Source organism: [Collinsella] massiliensis (genome assembly GCF_002161605.1).
GTDB lineage: Bacteria > Actinomycetota > Coriobacteriia > Coriobacteriales > Coriobacteriaceae > Enorma.
The window spans coordinates 35,345-55,576 of record NZ_NFIE01000015.1 but is presented as its reverse complement, the minus strand read 5'-3'; the positions used below and the strand labels follow the sequence as shown (position 1 = coordinate 55,576).

Genomic DNA, 20,232 nt, shown 5'->3' with positions numbered 1-20,232 from the left:
GCCTTGTAATCGATGAACCCGGTTGGGTATAATCGAACAAGTACCAGCGAAGCCCGTTCGTGGTTAACGAGGCGCGGGCGGCGCAGGTGCTAACGATTCAAAAGCCCGGTGCCAGCCGGGCTTTTTTATCTCCCTTCGCTATCCGCTTTGTGCTTATGTTCCTTCCATAGTTCGCGTATCAAACGGGCTATGCTCGCGATGGATGCGATGGCACGAAGGATTTCCAGAAACGTGTTCATAGGCTTTGCCCCTCTCTCGAGAAGCGCCGCCCGCACGCGGACTTCGCTGGCGAAATGATGCTAGCATCCCGTCGAGACAGATTTTCTGCGCCGAGCTTCGTTGCAAGGCGTTGTATTGAGTTGGATGGTCGAACAGAGGCGGGCGAGTGGGCTGTTCGGCGCACAAAAGCGGTGGGAGCCCGGTCCTGCGTCGGCGATCATCGAGGGCTAGCTTTGAGCTAAAAGAAACAACGTGTTGGCACCGAGCGGCTAGAATGCGACGCGGGTAAAGTCGGAGGCCACATGGCGCACGCGGTATATCAGCACTATCTTGCGATGCTCGTCCGTTCGATAAAACGCCTTGTAGCGACCGTAGTTCGCGCTTCGGTACTCATGTGCCGGCAGGTAGCCATCGGGAAACTGGTAGATGGCGTGCGCGTACGGATTGCGGCATATCGCATCGAAGAGCGCTTCAAGACCGTCGAGCACCGCATCGGCGCGGTCCCCGTCCCCGCTGTATGAGTACACGTAGTCCCAGATGTCCTCCAGGTCGCATGCTGCGTCCTCAGTGATTTCCCACTGCCACATGCTCACTGCTCTCCGCGTCGTTGCGCTCGGCGAGCGCGCCATTCATCCGCCGACAGCGCATGCAGCTCACCTTTTGCCTCGCGCGCCTCCGTCTCGAGAATCGATCGCGCGATCATGCGCTCCTGTTCGCGCGCCGACGCGTTCCACTCGTCGTAGTCGACCATCGCCCAACGGGGGCGCCCGTTCTGCGTGAGCACGACGACCTCGCCGGCATCCGTATACTGGGCAACGCTCTTCACGTCTGCCCGAAAATCGCTCACCGGTACGATCTGGGGCATAGAAACCTCCCGATAGAAGAAATTTCTTCTAAGTATACCCTAGGGGATCTATGGGATCCGCTAGATGCATGCCGCTGCCACATGGGGGGTAGCAGCGCAGCGTGAGCTTGAAACGGCTGGAGCTATGTTGTTCGAAGGAAAAGGTAGGGACATATGCCGTACGGCATTTCGACATAATAAAAAACTACCCGCGTTTCCGCAGGTAGTTCAAGGTTCTTGGTCGCGGGGGCAGGATTTGAACCTACGACCTCCGGGTTATGAGCCCGGCGAGCTACCAGACTGCTCCACCCCGCAATGTCTGGATGCGCCTGTGCGCAAAAAGAAACAATACGCCCTTCTCGTATGAATTGCAAGGCGGAAGCGCACGAATGTGACGATGTCTCCACAAAAGCCTGCCGATGTAGCGATGGGGGGGGGCTGTCCGAACGCCGGCGCGCCCACGCCAGCAGCTCCGCGTCGCCCTTGCCCTCACCCCGCCCGCGCCCGCCGCACCCGCCCAAGTTCTGGCGTTATAAAGTAGATACCAGTTTGCTGCCGGCCACGCCCATCCCGCTTGCTACACTCTTGCCCATGCGGCCGCCGACCCCTCGCGCACCCGCGAGCGCGGCCGACCCAGAACACTGCGCGAAAGGATACGCCCATGTGCGGAATCGTTGGTTATACCGGAAGCGAGCAGGCGAAGGACATCCTCATCGGGGGCCTCAAGCGCCTCGAGTACCGCGGCTACGACTCCGCGGGCGTCGCACTCGAGCGGGGCGACGGCGCGGGGCTCGACGTCTTCCGCCGCGTGGGCAAGGTTTCCGGCCTCGAATCCGAGCTCGAGCACCTCGACCTCGCCTCGACGTGCGGCATCGGCCACACGCGCTGGGCAACGCACGGCCGCCCCTCCGTGGCCAACGCGCACCCGCACTCGAGCTGCGACGGCCGCATCTCCATCGTCCATAACGGCATCATCGAGAACTTCGCCGAGCTGCGCGAGGAGCTCGAGGGCCGCGGCCACCGCTTCACGAGCGACACCGACACCGAGGTGTTCGCCCACCTCATCGAGGAGGCATACGAGGGCGGCAACGGCAAGCCCGGCTCGCACGACCTGCTCGCGGCCGTGCGCGAGGCGTGCACGCACGTGATCGGCGCCTACGGCATCGCCGCGATCTGCGCCGACGAGCCCGGCGTCATCGCCGTCGCGCGCAAGGACAGCCCCATCGTCATCGGCCAGGGCGCGACCGGCTGCTACGTGGCATCGGACGTCATCGCGCTCATCGACGCCACGCGCGACGTCGTGGTGCTCGAGGACGGCCAGTTCGCGCGCCTCACGCCGGAAGGCGTCACCTACACCGACGCCGAGGGCGCCCTCATCGAGCCCGCCATCACGCACATCGATTGGGACATCGACATGGCGGAGAAGGGCGGCCATCCGGACTTCATGATCAAGGAGATCCTCGAGCAGCCGCGCGTGGTGCGCGATACCCTCGTGGGGCGCCTCACGGGCACCGGCGAGCTCGACATCGACGAGCTCGGCCTCACCTACGAGGAGCTCGACCTCATCGACCGCGTCTACGTGATCGCCTGCGGCACGAGCTACCACGCCGGGCTCATCGCCAACAACCTCATCGAGGCTTGGGCGCGCATCCCCTGCGAGGTCGAGGCGGCGAGCGAGTTCCGCTACCGCAACCCCATCATCACCCCCACGACGCTCGTCGTCGCCGTGTCGCAGTCCGGCGAGACGGCTGACACCCTCGCCGCCATCCGCGACGCGCGCATCAAGGGCGCCAAGGTGTTCGGCATCACGAACGTGGTGGGCAGCCCGGTGGCGCGCGAGAGCGACGGCGTCATCTACACGAAGGCGAACAAGGAGATCGCGGTCGCCTCGACGAAGAGCTTCATCGGCCAGGTGGTGTCGCTCACGCTGCTGGCGCTGCTGCTCGCGCAGGTGAAGGGCAAGATGAACACCCGCCAGGTGAAGCTGCTCTTCCACGAGCTCGGCGATACGGCCGAGCAGATCCAGTGGATCTTCGACACGCAGCAGGAGGCCATCCACGAGGCCGCGCTCGCGTGCAAGGACGCGCATTCGGCGCTCTTCGTGGGGCGCGGCATGGGCGCGGCGATCAGCTACGAGGGCGCGCTCAAGCTCAAGGAGATCAGCTACCTGCACGCCGAGGCCTACGCGGCGGGCGAGATGAAGCACGGCCCCATCGCGCTCATCGACCCCGGCTTCCCCGTCATCGCGGTAACCACGAAGAGCCCGGTGTACGACAAGACCGTCTCGAACCTCAAGGAGTGCGAGGCGCGCGGCGCGAAGATCATCGCCGTGGCAACGGAGGGCGACGAGGACATCAAGCAGATCGCCGACCACGTGATCTACATCCCGCCGGTGCGCGACGCGTTCTCTCCCATCACGGCGACGGTGCCCCTGCAGCTTCTGGCGCGCGAGGTGGCGCTCATGCGCGGGTGCGACGTGGACCAGCCGCGCAACCTCGCCAAGAGCGTGACCGTGGAGTAGGCGCGGGGAGGGCCGCCGCGCGGGGCATCGCGTCGCCGTTGGCTGCCGCGCCATCGTTACGGGGGAGCCACAAACGTGTTCACTGAGCGCCCGGGGCCGCTGCGGTTCCGGGCGTTCTGTGTGGAGAAACTGCAAACGCGTCCGCGCGAGGCGCGCGTCATCTCCGCCCACCCCGCACTCCGCGCCGCCCACCTAATTGAGCGAATGGTTCACCAGCATCACGGGTTTACTAAAACCAGATGACTTATTGGCCGGCGCTCACGGGCGCCTGATGCAAGGGAGGACATCATGGGACTCAAGGCTGAGGAGGCGCTCGAGACGGACTTCGAAGGGTTCCTGGGGTACCTGCGCTCGAAGACGCGTGCGTTCATGGACGTGGATGATGGCCAATACTACATCACCCACACCGATGGATACTGGCGCGTGCAAGACTGCACCCAGCTGAACGACAAGGGTCGCTTCACGGATTGCTCCGAGCTGGTACCGACCATGTCCGAACTGATCGAGCTGCCGTGGCACGATGGCAAGAGCATCCACGACCTCTTCCCCGATGCGACGTTCTACGAGTCCATCCAGGAGGGCTGGTCGCTCTAACGCTCGCGTTCGATGACGTGCTCACGCGGCGGGTGCCTCAAACGAGGTGCCCGCCGCGTTATTTGTGCGCCTTTGGCGCCCTCCGAGCACCTGCGGAGCGGCTCGTGCGGGTCCCCAATTCCCAAAGTGAGCGAAACGAACGGTTTATAGGGGGTAGGCAAAGTAGCCGGTGGAGTCGCAGCCTCGCTACCTGCGGTTCCGCTGGCGCGCAACCCCTTGCTACTTCCGGGGGTGCCGATAAACCGTTCGTTTCGCTCACTTTGGGAAACGAGGCCGCCTCGAGGTTGACGATAATCCGAAATCGGACTAAGCTAGCGGCGAAATCGGGATCCACGGCGCGCGGAGGTGATGCTTCGATGGAACGGGATGCGACGGACGGGCTGGGCAGCTCGCCGATCGAGCTCGACCTGCTCTACAACGAGATCGACAAGCTCTACCACGCGTACGCGCGCGGCTGCGGCCTCTCCGATTGCGCGTATTGGATGCTTTACGACCTCGTGCTCGCAGGCGGTGAGCTGCCGCTCGCGCGGTTCACGACCTCGTGGTCGTACAGCAAGCAGACCGTCAACTCCGCGCTCAAGAGCCTGCAGGCGAACGGCCTCGTCGAGCTCGCGTTCATGGAGGGCAGCCGCAAGAGCAAGCTCGCGCGGCTCACGGAGGCGGGGCGCGCGCTGTCCCGGGAGCGCATCGAGCCCGCCATCGAGGCGGAGCGCCGCGCGTTCGAGACGCTCGACGCGGATGAGCGCCGCACCCTCATCCACCTGGTCAAACGCTACGCGGTCGCGCTCGAGGAGCAGATCAGCACGTGCGCGCCGAACGCCCCGAACACCTAGCCGCGTCGCTCGAAGATCCACTCGAAGCTCAGACTGACTCCCGCTTCAAGACCCCCGCTTCGGAACAGCCCAGAGGCGGGAACCGAGAACAAGGAACGGTGCTCCATGAGGATGCTCCTGCATTTTCTGAAACCCTACAAGCTGCAGACGTTCGCCGTGCTCGCCGCGCTCGCCGTGAACCTGCTCGGCGTGCTGCTCGTACCCACGATCCTCGCGAACATGATCAACATCGGCGTCTCCTCGCGCGATTTCGACTACATCGTCCACCAGGCGCTCTTCATGCTCACGGCCGCCGTGCTCTCGGGCGCGGGCGCGTTCGTGTCGAACTACTTCTGCGCGGACCTCGCCACCAAGGTGGGGCGCGACATCCGCAACGCGGTCTACGAGGCGTCGCTCAAGTTCTCCGGCGGCGACTTCGAGCGGTTCGGCACCGGCTCCATGATCACGCGCACGCTGGGCGACGTGAACGTGATCCAGCAGGCCATCACCATGACCATCCAGATGATGCTGCCCGTGCCGTTCGCCGCGGTGATCGGCGTGGCGCTCGCGTGGTCCATCGACGAGCAGATGGGCATGATGCTCGCCTGCTTCATCATCGTCGTGGCGATCATCGCCGTGGTCACGGTGAAAAAGGCGGCCGTCATCTTCCAGAAGCTGCAGCGCTTCATCGACCGCATGAACGTGCGCCTGCGCGAGAGCATCACGGGCGCGCGCGTCATCCGCGCCTTCGGCAAGGAGGAGGCTGAGCGCAAGAGCCTCGACGAGGCCTTCTCCGCCTACGCGGACAGCGCCATCAAGGTGAACTGGCTCTTCGCGACGTTCGACTGCTCGTCGTTCTTCATCATGAACCTCGCCGAGGTCGCCGTCATCTGGCTCGGCGGCAACCGCGTGGGCGCACACGCCATGCAGATCGCGTCCATCTCCGCATGCGTGGAATACGCCATGCTCATCCTGTTCTTCCTCATGATGGCGCAGATCTGCGCGCTCACGCTGCCGCGCGCCCTCGTGTGCCTCGAGCGCTGCCGCCAGGTGATCGAGTGCCCGCCGAGCATCGCGGACGGCCCGGGCACGGAGCTGACGCCGGCGCAGGACATCGTCGCGCACTTCGGCAACGCGTCGTTCCGGTTCGCGGACGCGAGCGAGGACACGCTGCACCACATCAACTTCTTCTGCCGCCGCGGCACCACGACGGCGATCATCGGTCCCACCGGGTCGGGCAAGTCGACCATCGCGAAGCTGCTGCTGCGCTTCCACGACGTGAGCGACGGCGCGGTGGAGGTGTGTGGCACCGACGTGCGCGACCTCACGCAGCGGGCGCTGCGGACGCGCATCTCGTACGTGCCGCAGAAGGCCTGGCTGTTCAGCGGGACGATCGCCGAGAACCTGCGCTACGGCAAGCCCGACGCCACGGACGAGGAGCTGTGGCACGCGCTCGACGTGGCGCAGTCCGGCTTCGTGCGCGAGCTGCCCGACGGCCTGGAGACGTGCGTCGCGCAGGGTGGCACGAACTTCTCCGGCGGGCAGCGTCAGCGCCTCTCCATCGCGCGCGCCCTGGTGAAACCCGCCGACCTCTACATCTTCGACGACTCGTTCAGCGCGCTCGACTTCAAGACCGACGCCGCGCTGCGCCACGCGCTCGCGACCGAGGTGGCGCACGCCGCGGTGCTCATCATCGCGCAGCGCATCAACACGATCGTCTCCGCCGACCAGATCATCGTGCTCAAGGACGGCTGCATCCAGGGGCTGGGCACGCACCGCGAGCTCATGCGCTCGTGCGCCGCGTACCAGGAGATCGCCCGCTCCCAGCTGCGCGCGGAGGAGCTCGAGGAGCTGCTGGGCGTGGACGTGGAGCTCGAGGCGGACGAGGTGGACGCGGCGGACGCGGTGAACGCTGCGGACGAAGTGACCGTTGCGACCGAGGGCGGCGCTGCGGTTGCGCACGCCGACGTCCACGCCGCGGCCGCGGCGACCGACGCGCCTGCTGCGGCGCCTGCGGAAGGCGGCGCCCCGGCCACGGAAGCCCCGGCCGTGAAGGGAGGTGAGTAGCCATGCCGCGCGAGAACGAGACCAAGAGCCTCGAGGAAGTCGAGGCCATGGAGCTCATCGAGCAGGCGCAAGCCCAACTCGACGAGATCGACGCCGCCAAGGGCTCTGACGCCGCCGGAACCCCCGGCTCGCCCGACGCCTCCGACGCCGACGCGGAGGTGCCGCGCGATGCGTTCGGCGTGGTGCGCCGCCTGTGGACGGTGTCGAAGGGCGAGCACTGGCGCTTCGCCGTGGTGCTCGTGAGCATCGTGTGCTACACCATCGCGCAGATCGCCGCGCCGGCGTACAGCGCGCACCTCATCGACCTTCTGTGGGCGAACATCCAGCGCGCCTTCGCCGCGGGCGAGACGTTCAGCATCGGCTGGGACACCGGCGGGCGCGAGTGCCTCATCTTCCTGGGAATCTGGACGGTCGCCTGGGCGTTCTACACGCTGCAGGCGTTCACGATGGCGAGCTTCGCCGAGCGCCTCAACCTGAAGCTTCGCCGCGCCATCGCGCAGAAGCTCAACGTGCTGCCGCTGCGGTTCTACGACGCCAACAAGCCGGGCGACATCATGAGCCGCGCGACGAACGACCTCGACAAGGTCTCCGAGGTGCTGCAGCGCGGACTGCTCTCCATGCTCATGGCGGTGGGGTCGGTCGTGGGCGCGATCATCATGATGCTGCGCTACAACGTCGTGCTCACGGTGGTCTTCCTGGCCTTCGCCGCCGCGGCGCTGCTCATGACGCGTCTCGTGGCGAAGCGGACGCTCATCCTGGCCGCGCGGCAGCAGCGCGCGGTGGGCGTGCTCACCGGACACGTCGAGGAGGCGTACTCCGGGCGCATCGTGATCCACGCGTTCAACCAGGAGCAGGAGAGCGCCGCGCGCATCCGCGAGGCCACGCAGCAGCTCGCCGATGCCATGCGCCGCACGGACTTCATGACGAACACCGCCGCCCCCATGGTGCGCTGCCTCGTGCGGTTCTCGCAGGTCGCGCTCGCGCTGCTGGGCACGGGCTTCCTCATCGCGGGGCGCCTCACCATCGGCACGCTGCAGGCGTTCTTCCAGTACGTGAACACCGCCGCCGAGCCGCTCACGCAGTTCTCGCTCACCATGAACCAGCTGCAGAGCGCGCTCGCCGCCGTGGAGCGCGTCTTCGACATCCTCGACGAGCCGGAGATCGAGCCCGATCCGGCCCATCCGGCGCGCGTGCCGCAGCCGGTGCGCGGGCGCGTGGCCTTCGAGCACGTGCGTTTCGGCTACGACCCCGACCGCCCGCTCATGCGCGACGTGAGCTTCGTGGCCGAGCCCGGCCAGAAGGTGGCCATCGTGGGCGCGACGGGCGCCGGCAAGACGACGCTCATCAACCTGCTCATGCGCTTCTACGAGATCGACGGCGGCCGCATCACGCTCGACGGCGTGGACACGCACGCCATGACGCGCGCGGACCTGCGGCGCAACTTCGGCATGGTGCTGCAGGACGCCTGGCTGCGCGAGGGCACCATCGCCGAGAACATCGCGTACGGCTGCGACGGCGCGACGCGCGACGAGATCGTCCAGGCGGCGAAGACCGCGCAGGTGGACTTCTTCGTGCGCACGATGCCGCACGGCTACGACACGGAGCTCGCGAACGACGCGGAGAACATCAGCCAGGGCCAGCGGCAGCTGCTCACCATCGCGCGCGTGCTGCTCGCGAACCCGTCGATCCTCATCTTGGACGAGGCGACGTCGAGCGTGGACACGCGCACGGAACGGGCGATCGTCGCGGCGATGGAGGCGCTCACGAGCGGGCGCACGAGCTTCGTGATCGCGCACCGGCTCTCGACCATCGTGGACTCCGACCTCATCCTGGTCATGGATCACGGCACGATCATCGAGCAGGGCACGCACGAGGAGCTGCTCGCCGCGGGCGGCGCCTACGCGGAGCTCTACAACTCGCAGTTCGCGTAAGGGGCGCGCCGCGGGGCGCCCGGCGAGGGCGCGGTGCGGCCGCCGCGCGGGCTGCGCGCCGCCGTTCCCGGCGCGATTGGCGGAATCGAACGGGTTCGTCCCCTGGGCGAACCCGTTTTTCATTGCCCGATTCGATTTTTTGGCAAGAAATTTCAGATATGCACGATGAGGCGACCTCCGGGCGCGCCCAGACGCCCCGTGGCGCGCTGGTTCGGGATGGGCGGTTCCCGCAATCCTGGGGTTTTGCTGTCGCAACCCATCGCGCCCGCGCCCAAACGGCTGCTCGGCCACGCGTGCATCGCGCATATCTGAAAAAACTCGCCAAAAAAAGCGCGTCGCGAAGAAAAAACGCGGCCGACGTGCCCGACGCAGCCCGTCGCACAGCAAGCGGGGCGCGTGCCAACGGGGACGACGCCCGCCCCGCTGCCAAACGCCCCGCCTCGCCGGCGCATGACGTCCCGGCTACAGCGTATCCGGGTTCTCGCCGGTCATGGGGATCGGCTTGTCCGGCTCGCGCAGGCTCGTGAGCGCGGTGTAGTCGCCGCCCGCCGTGGTGGGCTTCATCTCGCCCGGCGCGAACCAGTCGAGCGCGCAGTCGATCCAGGCGTTCCAGAACGGCCACTCGTGCCCGCCGATCTCGGGCTCCCAATAGGTCACGTCGAAGCCGTTGGCGCGCAGGAGCCCCGCGAAGTCGCGGTTGCTCTGGCAGAGGTTGTCGCTCTCGCCGCACGCGATGTAGAAGCGCGGCTTCTGCAGGTCGGGGTTGTCGCGGAAGCGCTCGGCGAGCGCCTCGTAGTCCTTCTCCGACCCGATCACCGTGTCGAGGTCGCCGAAGAACCGCTCGTAGTAGCGGCGCTTGCGGGGCGAATGCGAGTCGACGGCCTCGAGGATGCGGTCGCGCATGAACGTGCCGGAGAGCGCGATGATGCTGCCGAAGCGGTCCGGGCGCAGCAGGCCGTTGATCACGGCGGTGTACGCGCCGATGGAGATGCCGGCGAGCGCGGTGTCCTCGCGCTTGCGCGAGAGCGGGAACAGGTGGCGCGTGACCTCGATGAGCTCCTCGCTGATGAACTTGCCGTGCCACTCGTTGATCTCGGGCTTGTTGAGGTAGAGGCCGTCGGCGCCGGAGGGCATGATGAGCGCGATGTCGCGCGCCTCCGCGGTCTCGACCACGTGGGTCTTATCGATCCAGTCGACGTCGCGGCCGAAGAGGCCGTGCAGCAGGTAGACGGTGCGGTACGGGCCGCGCCTGCCCTTCGCGCGCTTGTCGCCGTCCATCTTGTCGACGGGAATCACGGCGGTGAGCATGACGTTGCGCTTGAGGTAGTTCGAGTAGAAATCGGCGCGGAGCAGAGCCATGGGTTCCTCCTTCGATCGGGGCGGACGGGACTGCAGCAGGTTGGGGATGGGTTGGTTGGGGACGTGTTCCATCCAACCCATGTTCATGGAATCGACGAAGCCAATACGACCGAATGAGCCACATGGGTTGGATAGAACACGTCCCCAACCAACCCATCAACCCATTCTTACCCGAGCGGGAGCCAGTCGAGCGCCTGCGGCAGGGCGACGTTCCAGAAATCCCAGTCGTGGCCGCCGGGCATCTCGCGCGCCTCGACGTCGATCCCCGTATCTCGGAGACGGGTGGCAAGCTCCCGGTTGGGCGCGGCGAGCGGATCGCTCGACCCCCACGCCATGAACACGCGCGGCCGCGGGCGGTCGCAGTACACCACGTCGGCCGCCAGCCGGCGCGGGTCCTTGTCGCTGTCCACCACCGCGTTGAGGTCGCCGAAGACCGACTCGAGGAACGGTCGGCTCAGGAAGAAGAGGTCGTCCGACACCACGCTGTTGAAGTCGCCGACGAGCATGGCCGAGGAGAGCGCGACGATGCAGCCGAAGTTCTCGGCGTACTTGAACCCGTTGCGCAGCGCCCCGTAGGCGCCCATGGAGATGCCGCCGATGAAGGTGTCCTCGCGCCGCCGCGAGAGCGGAAACATGCGCCGTGCGACCTCGACGAGCTCCTCGCCCACGAACCGGCCGTAGTAGTTGTGCGCGTCCGGATGGTCGAGGTAGAACGCGTTGTACCCCGACGGCATGACGACGGCGAGCCCGCGCTGCTCCGCCCAGGTGCGGATGCGCGTCTCCGAGATGAAGTCGCGGTGGTTGCCCGACATGCCGTGGAGCAGGAACAGCGTTTTGAACGGCGGCTGCTCCGGCAGGTAGGGCGTGCGCTCCCAGGCCGCGGGGTCGTTGCGGCGCAGCGTGTCGAGCGCGAGCGCGGCCCCGTGGTCGTCGATGGGCAGGATCACGTCGAGCGTGGTGGTGCGCATGAGGGACGGCGAATAGTAATCGACGCTCAGTCGGGCCATACAGCCTCCTTATGGTTTGCGTTGCCGCGTCTTTCAAGTATACATCGCAGGGCATGAGCAGGGAAAACCCAGTACCCGGCATAAGGGTATCATCTATACCCTTATCACTTAGAAAATCTTATATATAGAGACTTAGATTTGTGTATAGAGAAGCCATCCCGCGGAAACAATAGGCACGATAGGAGATACGTCGCTCCGTAGAGCGGCAATAGCACGTCTCGCGAGACCGCCCCGGTGGGCGGGCATCCATCCATGCGATGCCCGCGCCCGCGGCAGGCGTCGCGGGGCGAGAGAGGGGATTCCCTATGAGGATCGACAAGCTAGCAATGACTTCGAAGGAGGCGCTGCAGACCGCCATCGGCATCGCGAGCGACGCCCAGGCCGGTGCCGTCGAGCCCGTGCACCTGCTCGCGGCGCTGCTCGGGGCAGGCGAGCGCAACATCTCGGTGATCGTCGAGCGCATCGGCGCGGACCCGGCGCAGCTCGCGCGCGCCGCGCAGGAGGTCATCGACCGCGCGCCCAAGGTGACGGGCGGCGTGACGCAGATGGGGCTCTCGAACGACCTCGTCCGCGTGCTCGACCGCGCCGAGAAGCTCGCCGCGAAGATGGAGGACAACTTCGTGGTGACCGAGCACCTGCTCATGGCCCTCGCCGAGGACAAGGGCGATGCCGGCCGCCTGCTCAACGACGCCGGCGTCACGCGCGAGCGCGTCGAGGAGGTCTACCAGGAGCTCCGCGGCGATAGCCGTGTGACCTCGGAAGATGACAAGATGCAGTTCGAGGCGCTCGAGCAGTACGGCCGCAACGTGTGCGACCTCGCGCGCGCCGGCAAGCTCGACCCGGTGATCGGCCGCTCGGACGAGATCCGCCGCACCATCCAGGTGCTCAGCCGCCGCACCAAGAACAACCCCGTGCTCATCGGCGAGCCGGGCGTGGGCAAGACCGCCATCGTGGAGGGCATCGCCCAGCGCATCGTGGCGGGCGACGTCCCGAGCACCCTGCGCGACAAGGACCTCATCGAGCTCGACATGAGCGCGCTCGTCGCCGGCGCCAAGTACCGCGGCGAGTTCGAGGACCGCTTGAAGGCCGTGCTCAAGGAGGTCGAGAAGTCCGAGGGCCGCGTGATCCTGTTCATCGACGAGCTGCACACCATCGTGGGCGCGGGCGCCACCGAGGGCTCCATGGACGCCGGCAACATCCTGAAGCCGGCGCTCGCCCGCGGCGAGCTGCATGCCATCGGCGCGACGACCCTCGACGAGTATCGCAAGTACATCGAGAAGGACGCCGCCCTCGCGCGTCGTTTCCAGACGGTCATGGTGGGCGAGCCCAGCGTGGAGGACACCATCTCCATCCTGCGCGGCCTGAAGGAAAAGTACGAGATCTACCACGGCGTGCACATCACCGACGGCGCGCTCGTGGCGGCCGCGGATCTTTCCGACCGCTACATCTCCGACCGCTTCCTGCCCGACAAGGCCATCGACCTCGTGGACGAGGCGGCCAGCCGCCTGCGCATGGAGCTCGACTCCATGCCGGCCGAGATCGACGCCACCGAGCGCCAGCTCACGCAGATGCAGATCGAGGAGCAGGCGCTCATGAAGGAGTCCGACGACGCGAGCCGCGAGCGCCTGGAAGCGCTGCGCCAGGAGATGGCCGACGTCCAGGAGCGCCTCGACGTGCAGAAGGCCGGCTGGCTCAACCAGAAGAACGCCATCGACCGCGTGCAGGAGCTCAAGGGCGAGCTGGACGAGGCTCGCAGCGAGGAGGAGCGCGCCACGCGCAACGGCGACCTCGCCCGCGCGAGTGAGCTGCGCTACTCGGTGATCCCCGGCCTCGAGCGCGAGATGTCGGCGGCCGAGGAGGAGGTCGAGGCGCAGAAGGACAAGGGCGGCGGCCTGAACGAGCAGGTGACCTCCGACGAGATCGCCGAGGTCGTGAGCGCGTGGACGGGCGTGCCCGTGTCGAAGATGATGCAAGGCGAGCTCGAGAAGCTGCAGGGCCTCGAGGACGAGCTGCACAAGCGCGTCATCGGCCAGGACGAGGCCGTGCGCGCCGTCGCGGCCGCCGTGCGCCGCAGCAGGGCGGGGCTCTCCGACCCGGACCAGCCCATCGGCAGCTTCTTCTTCCTGGGCCCCACGGGCGTGGGCAAGACCGAGCTGGCCAAGGCGCTCGCCGAGTGCCTGTTCGACGACGAGCGCGCGCTCGTGCGCATCGACATGTCCGAGTACATGGAGAAGTTCAGCGTCCAGCGGCTTATCGGCGCGCCTCCGGGATACGTGGGCTACGATGAGGGCGGCCAGCTCACCGAGGCCGTGCGTCGGCACCCGTACTGCGTCATCCTGCTCGACGAGATGGAGAAGGCGCACCCGGATGTGTTCAACGTGCTGCTGCAGGTGCTCGATGACGGGCGCCTCACGGACGGCCAGGGCCGCCAGGTGAGCTTCAAGAACACGATCATCATCATGACGTCGAACGTGGGCAGCCAGGCCATCGCCGAGTACGCCGGCAAGGACGAGGAGAAGCTCAAGGAGGCCGTGAGCGAGGCCATGCGCCAGACGTTCCGGCCGGAGTTCCTGAACCGTATCGACGACATCGTGGTCTTCCATCCGCTCGGCATGGAGCAGATCGAGCAGATCGTGGACATCCAGCTGGCGCATGTGCGCGAGCGCCTCGCCAAGCAGCGCATCACGCTCGAGATCACGCCCGCGGCAAAGCAGATGCTCGCGGTGGGCGGCCTCGACCCGGTGTACGGTGCGCGTCCGCTCAAGCGCCTCATCCAGAACGAGGTCGTGGACTGCGTCGCGCGCGCCATCATCGACGGTCGCGTGCGCGAGGGCGACGACGTGACGGTCGACGTGGACATGGACGGCACGTTCTTCGTCTCGACCTCCGAGCCGCAGCCGGAGTACGAGGTGCCCGAGGAGTAGGGCGTCCAGGGTTCGTGCGTGCAGCGTGCGCGCACGGGAGTGATTGATACCGCGGGGCGGTCTGGCGAGCAGCCGGGCCGCCCCGTCGCGTTTCCGCGGGATGCGCTACCCTAGGGTTCGTTATGATGCGATCGCAACAAGGAGGCTCTATGTCTGCGCAGAAGCAGTTGGATACGCGCGAAGGTACGGGCACCCCGGATCATGTGGGGGAATCCTCGCACGCGCGGCAAGGCTCTGCCGCTCCCGCCCCGCGCGACCCCTTCATCCGCGCGGAGAACGAGGACGATGACGGCTACGACCCCTATTCCGATCGCCGCCCCGAGCCGGAGCCGCTATTCGAGCGCGACCCGTGGGATTGATCGGCTGCGGGAGCCGCTGCGGAGGGCGTTTTCGGCGGGTTGCGAACCCAAACGACGCGAAACGAACGTTTTATCGGCACCCCCGGAAGTAGCAAGGGGTTCCGCGCCAACAGAACCGCAGGTAGCGAAGTTGCCTCATTGCCGGCTACTTGGCGTACCCCCTATAAACCGTTCGTTTCGCCCATTTTGTGTTCGGGAAGGGCGATTTCACGCGCCCGCGCCTCGCGTCGCACCGCACATCGGCCGCAAATCGCCCGTTCCGCTGCGCCTACCGCTCCGGCCGGCGATCCTTGTACTTCTCGGTGTAGCCCTCGATGTGCAGGGTGCAGGCGATGATCTCCTTGATGACCTCCACGGGCACGTCCCGGTGCGAGCGGATGTACAGGATGAGCCCGCTGATGAGCACGTAGAACGTCTCGAAGACGTTGTCGATGAGCACCTCGTGGTGCTGTGCGAAATCGACGACGGTCGACTCGCACATGTAGCGGGCGCAGCGCTCGGCCACGCGGTTCACGAACGCGGTGTAGAGCACGGCGTCGCCGCCCACCGTGATGGAGCCGGAGATGCCCGGCATCTCGAGCACGAGCTCCTTGAGCAGCGCGGAGATGCTGTCGAGCGCGCCCTCGATGTCGCCGAAGACGCGGTGCTCGTTCCAGGTGCGCAGCCGGTCGATGAACGCATCGATGGTATAGTCGAGGGCCGCGTTGAGCGCATCCTCCTTGTTGGGGAAGTAGTGGTAGAAGAGCGAGCGCGTGCAACCGACGCGCTTCGAGACGCTCGAGACCGAGAGTTTGCCGATCCCTTCCTGCGCGCAGACGTCGATGACGGCCTGGAGAATCTCCTCGCGGCGGGCATCGTAGGAATGGCGCGCGGCGCGCGTGCGCTTCATCGATTCGGTCATGGTCGGCTCCGCTCTCGAGAGGCTATGCACGGATAAGCATAGAGTGCGTTAGCGTTGACAATCCGTCAATATATAAATTGACGAAATAGCTATAATTGTCGATTAACGGGCGGGGCGCCCCTGCGCGCCCGGCGTGCCTATAATGGGGTGCATGTCGGAAGTATCGGCGGGCCGCACGCTCCGTTCCGGCCCCCATGCTGCGGTAAGGAGGATCCCCGTGGATTCAAAACTCGAGCCCCTGTTCACGCCCTGGAAGATCGGTTCCTGCGAGATCAAGAACCGCATCGTGCTCACGTCGATGGGCGGCACGGACCTCTTCGGCTGGATGGAGAAGAACCACTTCGACAAGGTGGGCGCGCGCTTCATCATGGAGGTCGCGAAGAACAACGTCGGCCTCGTGCTGCCGGGGTGCCAGCCCGTCTACAACCCCATGTTCGGCCAGTGGCTCCACAAGAACAAGAAGATGTACCGCGACCTCGCGAAGTGGGTGCCCGAGCTCCACAAGACCGGCGCGAAGCTCTTCGTGCAGCTCACCGCCGGGTTCGGTCGGTCGTTCACCATCAGCGACATGATGGAGCAGCTCTACGTGAACCCCGTGCTGCGCAAGCTCTCCAAGCCGGTCATGGACCTCGAGAAGATCTGCGCCTCGGCGAGCCCCGCGCCCAACCGCTGGTCCGACCACGTGCCGTCGCGCGAGATGACCGTGCCCGAGATCCACGAGTTCGTGGAGGCGTTCGCCGAGTCCGCGCGCCTGCTCAAGGAGGCCGGCGTCGACGGCGTCGAGGTGCACGCCGTGCACGAGGGCTACCTGCTCGACCAGTTCACCCTGCCGTACGTGAACCACCGCACCGACGAGTACGGCGGCTCGTTCGAGAACCGCTACCGCTTCGCGGTCGAGATCGTCCAGGCCATCCATGCGGCCTGCGGCGACGACTTCCCGGTGTCGCTGCGCTACAGCGTGGTGTCCAAGACGAAGGGCTTCCGCGAGGGCGCGCTGCCGGGCGAGGAGTACACCGAGGTCGGCCGCGACATGGAGGAGTCCGAGCGCGCCGCGCGCTACCTGCAAGACGCGGGCTACGCGATGCTCAACTGCGACAACGGCACCTACGACGCCTGGTACTGGGCGCATCCACCCATCTACATGCCCGAGAACTGCAACCTCGAGGACGTGGAGCACATCAAGCAGTTCGTCGACATCCCCGTGGTGGCGGCCGGCAGGCTCGACCCCTTCGTTGCGGCGGAGGCCATCAAGGAGGGCAAGCTCGACGGCGCCGGCTTCGCGCGCCAGTTCCTGGCCGACCAGGAGTGGGTCACCAAGCTCATCGAGGATCGCCCGGAGGACATCCGCCCGTGCATTCTGTGCCATAACGGCTGCTTCAACATGGCGCACTACAAGGGCGTCGCGAACGACCAGGACCTGGCCGATAGCCTGCACCTGTCGCGCTGCGCCGTGAACGCGGAGACCATGCAGTGGGACAAGCACCACATCAAGCCCGCGACGACCCCGCGCACGGTGCATATCGTGGGCGGCGGCATCGGCGGCATGGAGGCGGCGCGCGTGCTCAAGCTGCGCGGCCACAAGCCGGTCATCCACGAGCGCGCGGGCGAGCTCGGCGGCACGTTCATCGCGGCGAGCGCCGAGTCGTACAAGGGCAAGCTCCGCGACCTGCTGGCCTGGTATCGCCGGCAGATGGAGGAGCTCGGCATCGAGGTGCACCTGAACGACGAGGTCAAGAGCGTCGAGGAGTTCGGCGGCGAGCCGGTCATCGTGGCGACGGGCGCGGTGCCGCGCGTCATGCGGAGCGTGCCGGGCTTCGAGCGCATGATCGAGGCGTGCGACTACCTCACCGGCACGCCGGTGGGCGAGACGGTCGCGGTCATCGGCGGCGGCCTCACGGGCTGCGAGATCGCCTACGAGCTCGCGCTCGAGGGCAAGAAGCCCATCATCGTGGAGATGAAGGACGACCTCATCGCCCAGAAGGGCGTGTGCCTGGCGAACAGCTCCTACCTGCGCGAATGGTTCGCCTTGCACAAGGTGCCGGTCTACCTCGAGACGACGCTCGCCGAGGTGCGCGACGGCTCGGTCGTGTGCCGCGGCAAGGACGGCGCCACGTTCGAGGTGCCGTGCGATTCGGTGATCGGCTCGGTGGGCTACGTGAGCGCCCCGCTCGCGCCGCGCGGTAAGAACGTGCAGCTCGTGGGCGACTGCGCCCAGGTGGGCAACCTCCGCACCGTCATCTGGAGCGCCTACGAGGCCGCGATGCGCATCTAGCTCAGGCGGCGGCCCGGGTTCGCGCAGAGCCCGGGCCGCTTGCTGTTCACCCCCGCTTCCACCCGGGAGCATCGACCAGAAAGGAGCCCCATGCAGCACACCATGCAGCTCACCGCGGAACAGGAGGCGATCCTCGAGGGCGTGTACGGCGACACGCTCGCCCGCGTGATGGAGACCCTCGTGCGCTACGGCGAGATCTTCGGCGCCACGAAGATGGTGCCCGTGACGAGCACGTACAACCACCTCGTCACATCGTTCGGCCTGAAGGCGCTCACGCCGGTCTACGACCTCATGGACCAGCTCATCCGCGCCGGCGCGGTCTCGAAGCAGCAGTTCTCGGCCGACCCGCGCCCGCTCGACCCCGCCGTGCCGAGCAACCTCCTGCAGAACCTCGTGTTCAAGAAGTTCATGTACTCCAAGCAGGACTTCTACGAGGGGCAGCTGCAGAAGCTCGGCCTCATGCAGAAGGACGCCTTCACCTGCACCTGCTACATGGACGAGGTGGGCAACACGCCGGCGCTCGGCGAGGTGCTCAGCTGGTCCGAGTCGTCGGCCGTGGTGTACGCGAACTCCGTGCTGGGCGCGCGGTGCAACCGCAACTCCGGCATCATCGACCTCATGGGCTCCGTGGTGGGCTTCGTGCCATACTTCGGCCTGCTCACCGATGACGGGCGCCGCGCGGACTGGGTCGTGGAGATCCGCACCACCAAGAAGCCCGAGGCGCAGCTCCTGGGCTCGGCCATCGGCATGAAGGTCATGGAGGACGTGCCCTATATCGTGGGGCTCGACCGCTGGCTCGGCGAGCTCGACGACGACGCGCGCGACTACCTCAAGGACTTCGGCGCGGCGACGGCCTCGAACGGCGCCGTGGGCCTCTACCACGTGGAGGGCATCACGCCCGAGGCGGTGCGCGACGGGCGCAGCCTCGTGCGCGAGGGTGCGCAGACCTACGTGATCGACGACGCTGAGCTCCAGCGCGTGTACGACAGCTACCCCATCGTGTGGAAGAAGCGCGACGCCGCACCCAAGCTCTGCTTCATGGGCTGCCCGCACATGAGCCTGAACCAGCTCAAGGCCTGGACGGATAAGATCGAGGCCGGGCTCGCCGTCTCGGGGCGCGAGCGCGTGGTGGTACCGACCGTCTTCACGGCGGCGCCTGCGGTGGTCGAGCGCTTCAACGAGACGCCGTATGCGGCGCGCCTCGCCGCGACGGGCGTGATCGTGTCCTACATCTGCCCGCTCATGTACATGAACAACCCGTTGTGCGGCAGCATGCCGGTCATCACGTCGAGCAACAAGCTGCGCACGTACACGACGGCGCGCTATTACACCGACGACGAGATCCTGGAGCAGATCACCGGCTGCGCGGACGGCGCTGCGGTGGCGGCATCGGTGGCGAAGCACGATGGCTCTGAGTCCGACGCGAAGGGAGGCGATCGCTGATGCGGGAGTTCAAGGGACGCGTGATTTCCCCGGGCGAGACGAGCGCCGAGGCCGTGGTGAGCCATGGCGGGCTGAACACGCTGGCGTCGTTCCAGAAGGCGCTGCAGTTCGGCGACAAGAAGGCGACGTGCGGCGACCAGAACAACCCGGATCTGTACGGTAAGCAGATGGCCGGGCGCGCGCTGTGCCTGCCGCAGACGATCGGCTCCACGACGGGCGGGCTCGTGCTGTACTGCGCGTGCGCCATGAAGCGGCAGCCCGCGTGCATGCTGTTCTCCGAGCCCATCGATTCGCTCGCGGCCGCGGGCGCGGTGCTCGCGGACGTGTGGCTGGACGACGTGTCCATGCCGGTGGTGGATTCGCTCGGCGAGGAGTTCCTGGCATATGTGCAGGACGGCATGACGATCACCGTGCGCGAAGGCGGCGTGGTCGAGGTCGCGTAGGCGGCACGGCGGGCGGTTTCGGGCTCGCGGAGGCCGGGTGCGCGGCGTTCGAAGGGGCGTTCGGAAGGATGGCGTGCACAAACGGCGCGAAACGAACGGTTTATGCGGGGGTGTCCGAGTAGCCGGCGAAACCGCAAGCTCGCTACCTGCAGGTTTGTTGGCGCGCAGCACCTCGCTACTTCCGGGGTGCCGGATAAACCGTTCGTTTCGCGCCGTTTGTGCGCGGAGTGGTTCCGGAGGGTTCGGGAAGGCGCCGATTCGGAAGGGCGTGCACCGTTCGGTGGCGTGTGCGTGGGTGCTTGCGCCCTATGTTGCGCCCTATACGGGGCGTGGCGCCCCGCCTCGCTATCGCGGCTGCGCCGTTCTGCTAGAATGAGGGGACGTGCCTCCGTAGCTCAGGGGATAGAGCACCGCTCTCCTAAAGCGGGTGCCGTGCGTTCGAATCGCACCGGGGGCACCATAGCATTTTCGCAGGCCAGAGGTCGTGGTTGCCTCTGGCTTGTTTTCGTTTCGGCGGGGGGTCGCAAAACGTTCCG

At 66.6% G+C, this 20,232-nt stretch carries 15 protein-coding genes and 2 tRNA genes; 11 read left to right on the top strand and 6 right to left on the bottom strand.

Annotation, left to right across the window (positions count from 1 at the left end; all coding sequences use genetic code 11):
• Window positions 1-488 precede the first annotated feature (488 nt).
• From B5G02_RS07215 to B5G02_RS07205, 3 genes are all read right to left on the bottom strand, one after another.
• Window positions 489-806 (bottom strand): type II toxin-antitoxin system RelE/ParE family toxin, encoded by a 318-nt coding sequence (locus B5G02_RS07215; RefSeq protein ID WP_094335739.1) that lies wholly within the window; start codon window positions 804-806, stop codon window positions 489-491.
• Between the two features lie 2 nt (window positions 807-808).
• Window positions 809-1,084: a type II toxin-antitoxin system prevent-host-death family antitoxin gene (locus B5G02_RS07210; protein ID WP_094335738.1), complete on the bottom strand. Its 276-nt coding sequence runs from the start codon at window positions 1,082-1,084 to the stop codon at window positions 809-811.
• A gap of 217 nt (window positions 1,085-1,301) precedes the next feature.
• A tRNA-Met gene (locus B5G02_RS07205) sits at window positions 1,302-1,378 on the bottom strand.
• A 346-nt stretch (window positions 1,379-1,724) separates the two neighbouring features.
• On the opposite strand from B5G02_RS07205, the gene glmS reads away from it, so the two are divergent.
• The 5 genes from glmS (at window position 1,725) to B5G02_RS07180 (ending at window position 8,988) form a co-directional block, all read left to right on the top strand.
• A complete protein-coding gene (gene glmS / locus B5G02_RS07200) occupies window positions 1,725-3,584 on the top strand; it encodes a glutamine--fructose-6-phosphate transaminase (isomerizing) (protein ID WP_094335737.1) in 1,860 nt (619 codons plus the stop codon).
• Between the two features lie 288 nt (window positions 3,585-3,872).
• Window positions 3,873-4,178: a hypothetical protein gene (locus tag B5G02_RS07195; protein ID WP_019239971.1), complete on the top strand. Its 306-nt coding sequence runs from the start codon at window positions 3,873-3,875 to the stop codon at window positions 4,176-4,178.
• A 356-nt stretch (window positions 4,179-4,534) separates the two neighbouring features.
• The gene (locus B5G02_RS07190) at window positions 4,535-5,011 is read left to right on the top strand and encodes a MarR family winged helix-turn-helix transcriptional regulator (protein WP_094335736.1); all 477 of its coding nucleotides are present in this window, start codon (window positions 4,535-4,537) and stop codon (window positions 5,009-5,011) included.
• Between the two features lie 105 nt (window positions 5,012-5,116).
• Window positions 5,117-7,057 carry an ABC transporter ATP-binding protein gene (locus B5G02_RS07185; protein WP_094335735.1) on the top strand — a complete coding sequence of 647 codons (1,941 nt, stop codon included), beginning with the start codon at window positions 5,117-5,119 and terminating at the stop codon, window positions 7,055-7,057.
• A gap of 2 nt (window positions 7,058-7,059) precedes the next feature.
• On the top strand, window positions 7,060-8,988 hold the full coding sequence (locus B5G02_RS07180) for an ABC transporter ATP-binding protein (RefSeq protein WP_094335734.1): 1,929 nt from the start codon (window positions 7,060-7,062) through the stop codon (window positions 8,986-8,988).
• 462 nt (window positions 8,989-9,450) lie between these two features.
• Here B5G02_RS07180 and B5G02_RS07175 read toward each other — a convergent pair whose 3' ends face one another.
• Window positions 9,451-10,347: an alpha/beta hydrolase gene (locus tag B5G02_RS07175; RefSeq protein ID WP_019239966.1), complete on the bottom strand. Its 897-nt coding sequence runs from the start codon at window positions 10,345-10,347 to the stop codon at window positions 9,451-9,453.
• 167 nt (window positions 10,348-10,514) lie between these two features.
• Window positions 10,515-11,354, bottom strand: a complete 840-nt coding sequence (locus B5G02_RS07170) for an alpha/beta hydrolase (protein WP_094335733.1) — start codon at window positions 11,352-11,354, stop codon at window positions 10,515-10,517.
• Window positions 11,355-11,659: 305 nt separating this feature from the next.
• On the opposite strand from B5G02_RS07170, the gene clpB reads away from it, so the two are divergent.
• Both clpB and B5G02_RS07160 read left to right on the top strand, forming a co-directional pair.
• Window positions 11,660-14,278, top strand: coding sequence for an ATP-dependent chaperone ClpB (gene clpB, locus B5G02_RS07165; protein ID WP_094335732.1), 2,619 nt, complete (start codon window positions 11,660-11,662; stop codon window positions 14,276-14,278).
• Window positions 14,279-14,427: 149 nt separating this feature from the next.
• Complete coding sequence (locus tag B5G02_RS07160) at window positions 14,428-14,637, top strand: hypothetical protein (protein ID WP_094335731.1); 210 nt, start codon at window positions 14,428-14,430, stop codon at window positions 14,635-14,637.
• 268 nt (window positions 14,638-14,905) lie between these two features.
• Here the strand turns inward: B5G02_RS07160 and B5G02_RS07155 are convergent, their stop codons facing one another.
• Window positions 14,906-15,538, bottom strand: a complete 633-nt coding sequence (locus tag B5G02_RS07155) for a TetR/AcrR family transcriptional regulator (RefSeq protein WP_094335730.1) — start codon at window positions 15,536-15,538, stop codon at window positions 14,906-14,908.
• A 217-nt stretch (window positions 15,539-15,755) separates the two neighbouring features.
• Here B5G02_RS07155 and B5G02_RS07150 point away from each other — a divergent pair, with 217 nt between their 5' ends.
• The 4 genes from B5G02_RS07150 (at window position 15,756) to B5G02_RS07135 (ending at window position 20,156) form a co-directional block, all read left to right on the top strand.
• Window positions 15,756-17,810, top strand: a complete 2,055-nt coding sequence (locus B5G02_RS07150) for an FAD-dependent oxidoreductase (RefSeq protein ID WP_094335729.1) — start codon at window positions 15,756-15,758, stop codon at window positions 17,808-17,810.
• Between the two features lie 90 nt (window positions 17,811-17,900).
• Entirely contained in the window at window positions 17,901-19,253 is a 1,353-nt protein-coding gene (locus B5G02_RS07145) for an aconitase X (RefSeq protein ID WP_094335728.1), read from the top strand.
• On the top strand, window positions 19,253-19,696 hold the full coding sequence (locus tag B5G02_RS07140; protein WP_019239959.1) for an aconitase X swivel domain-containing protein: 444 nt from the start codon (window positions 19,253-19,255) through the stop codon (window positions 19,694-19,696). Before B5G02_RS07145 ends, B5G02_RS07140 begins: the two co-directional genes overlap by 1 nt.
• Before the next feature lie 384 nt (window positions 19,697-20,080).
• Window positions 20,081-20,156 (top strand) — tRNA-Arg (locus B5G02_RS07135).
• Window positions 20,157-20,232 lie beyond the last annotated feature (76 nt).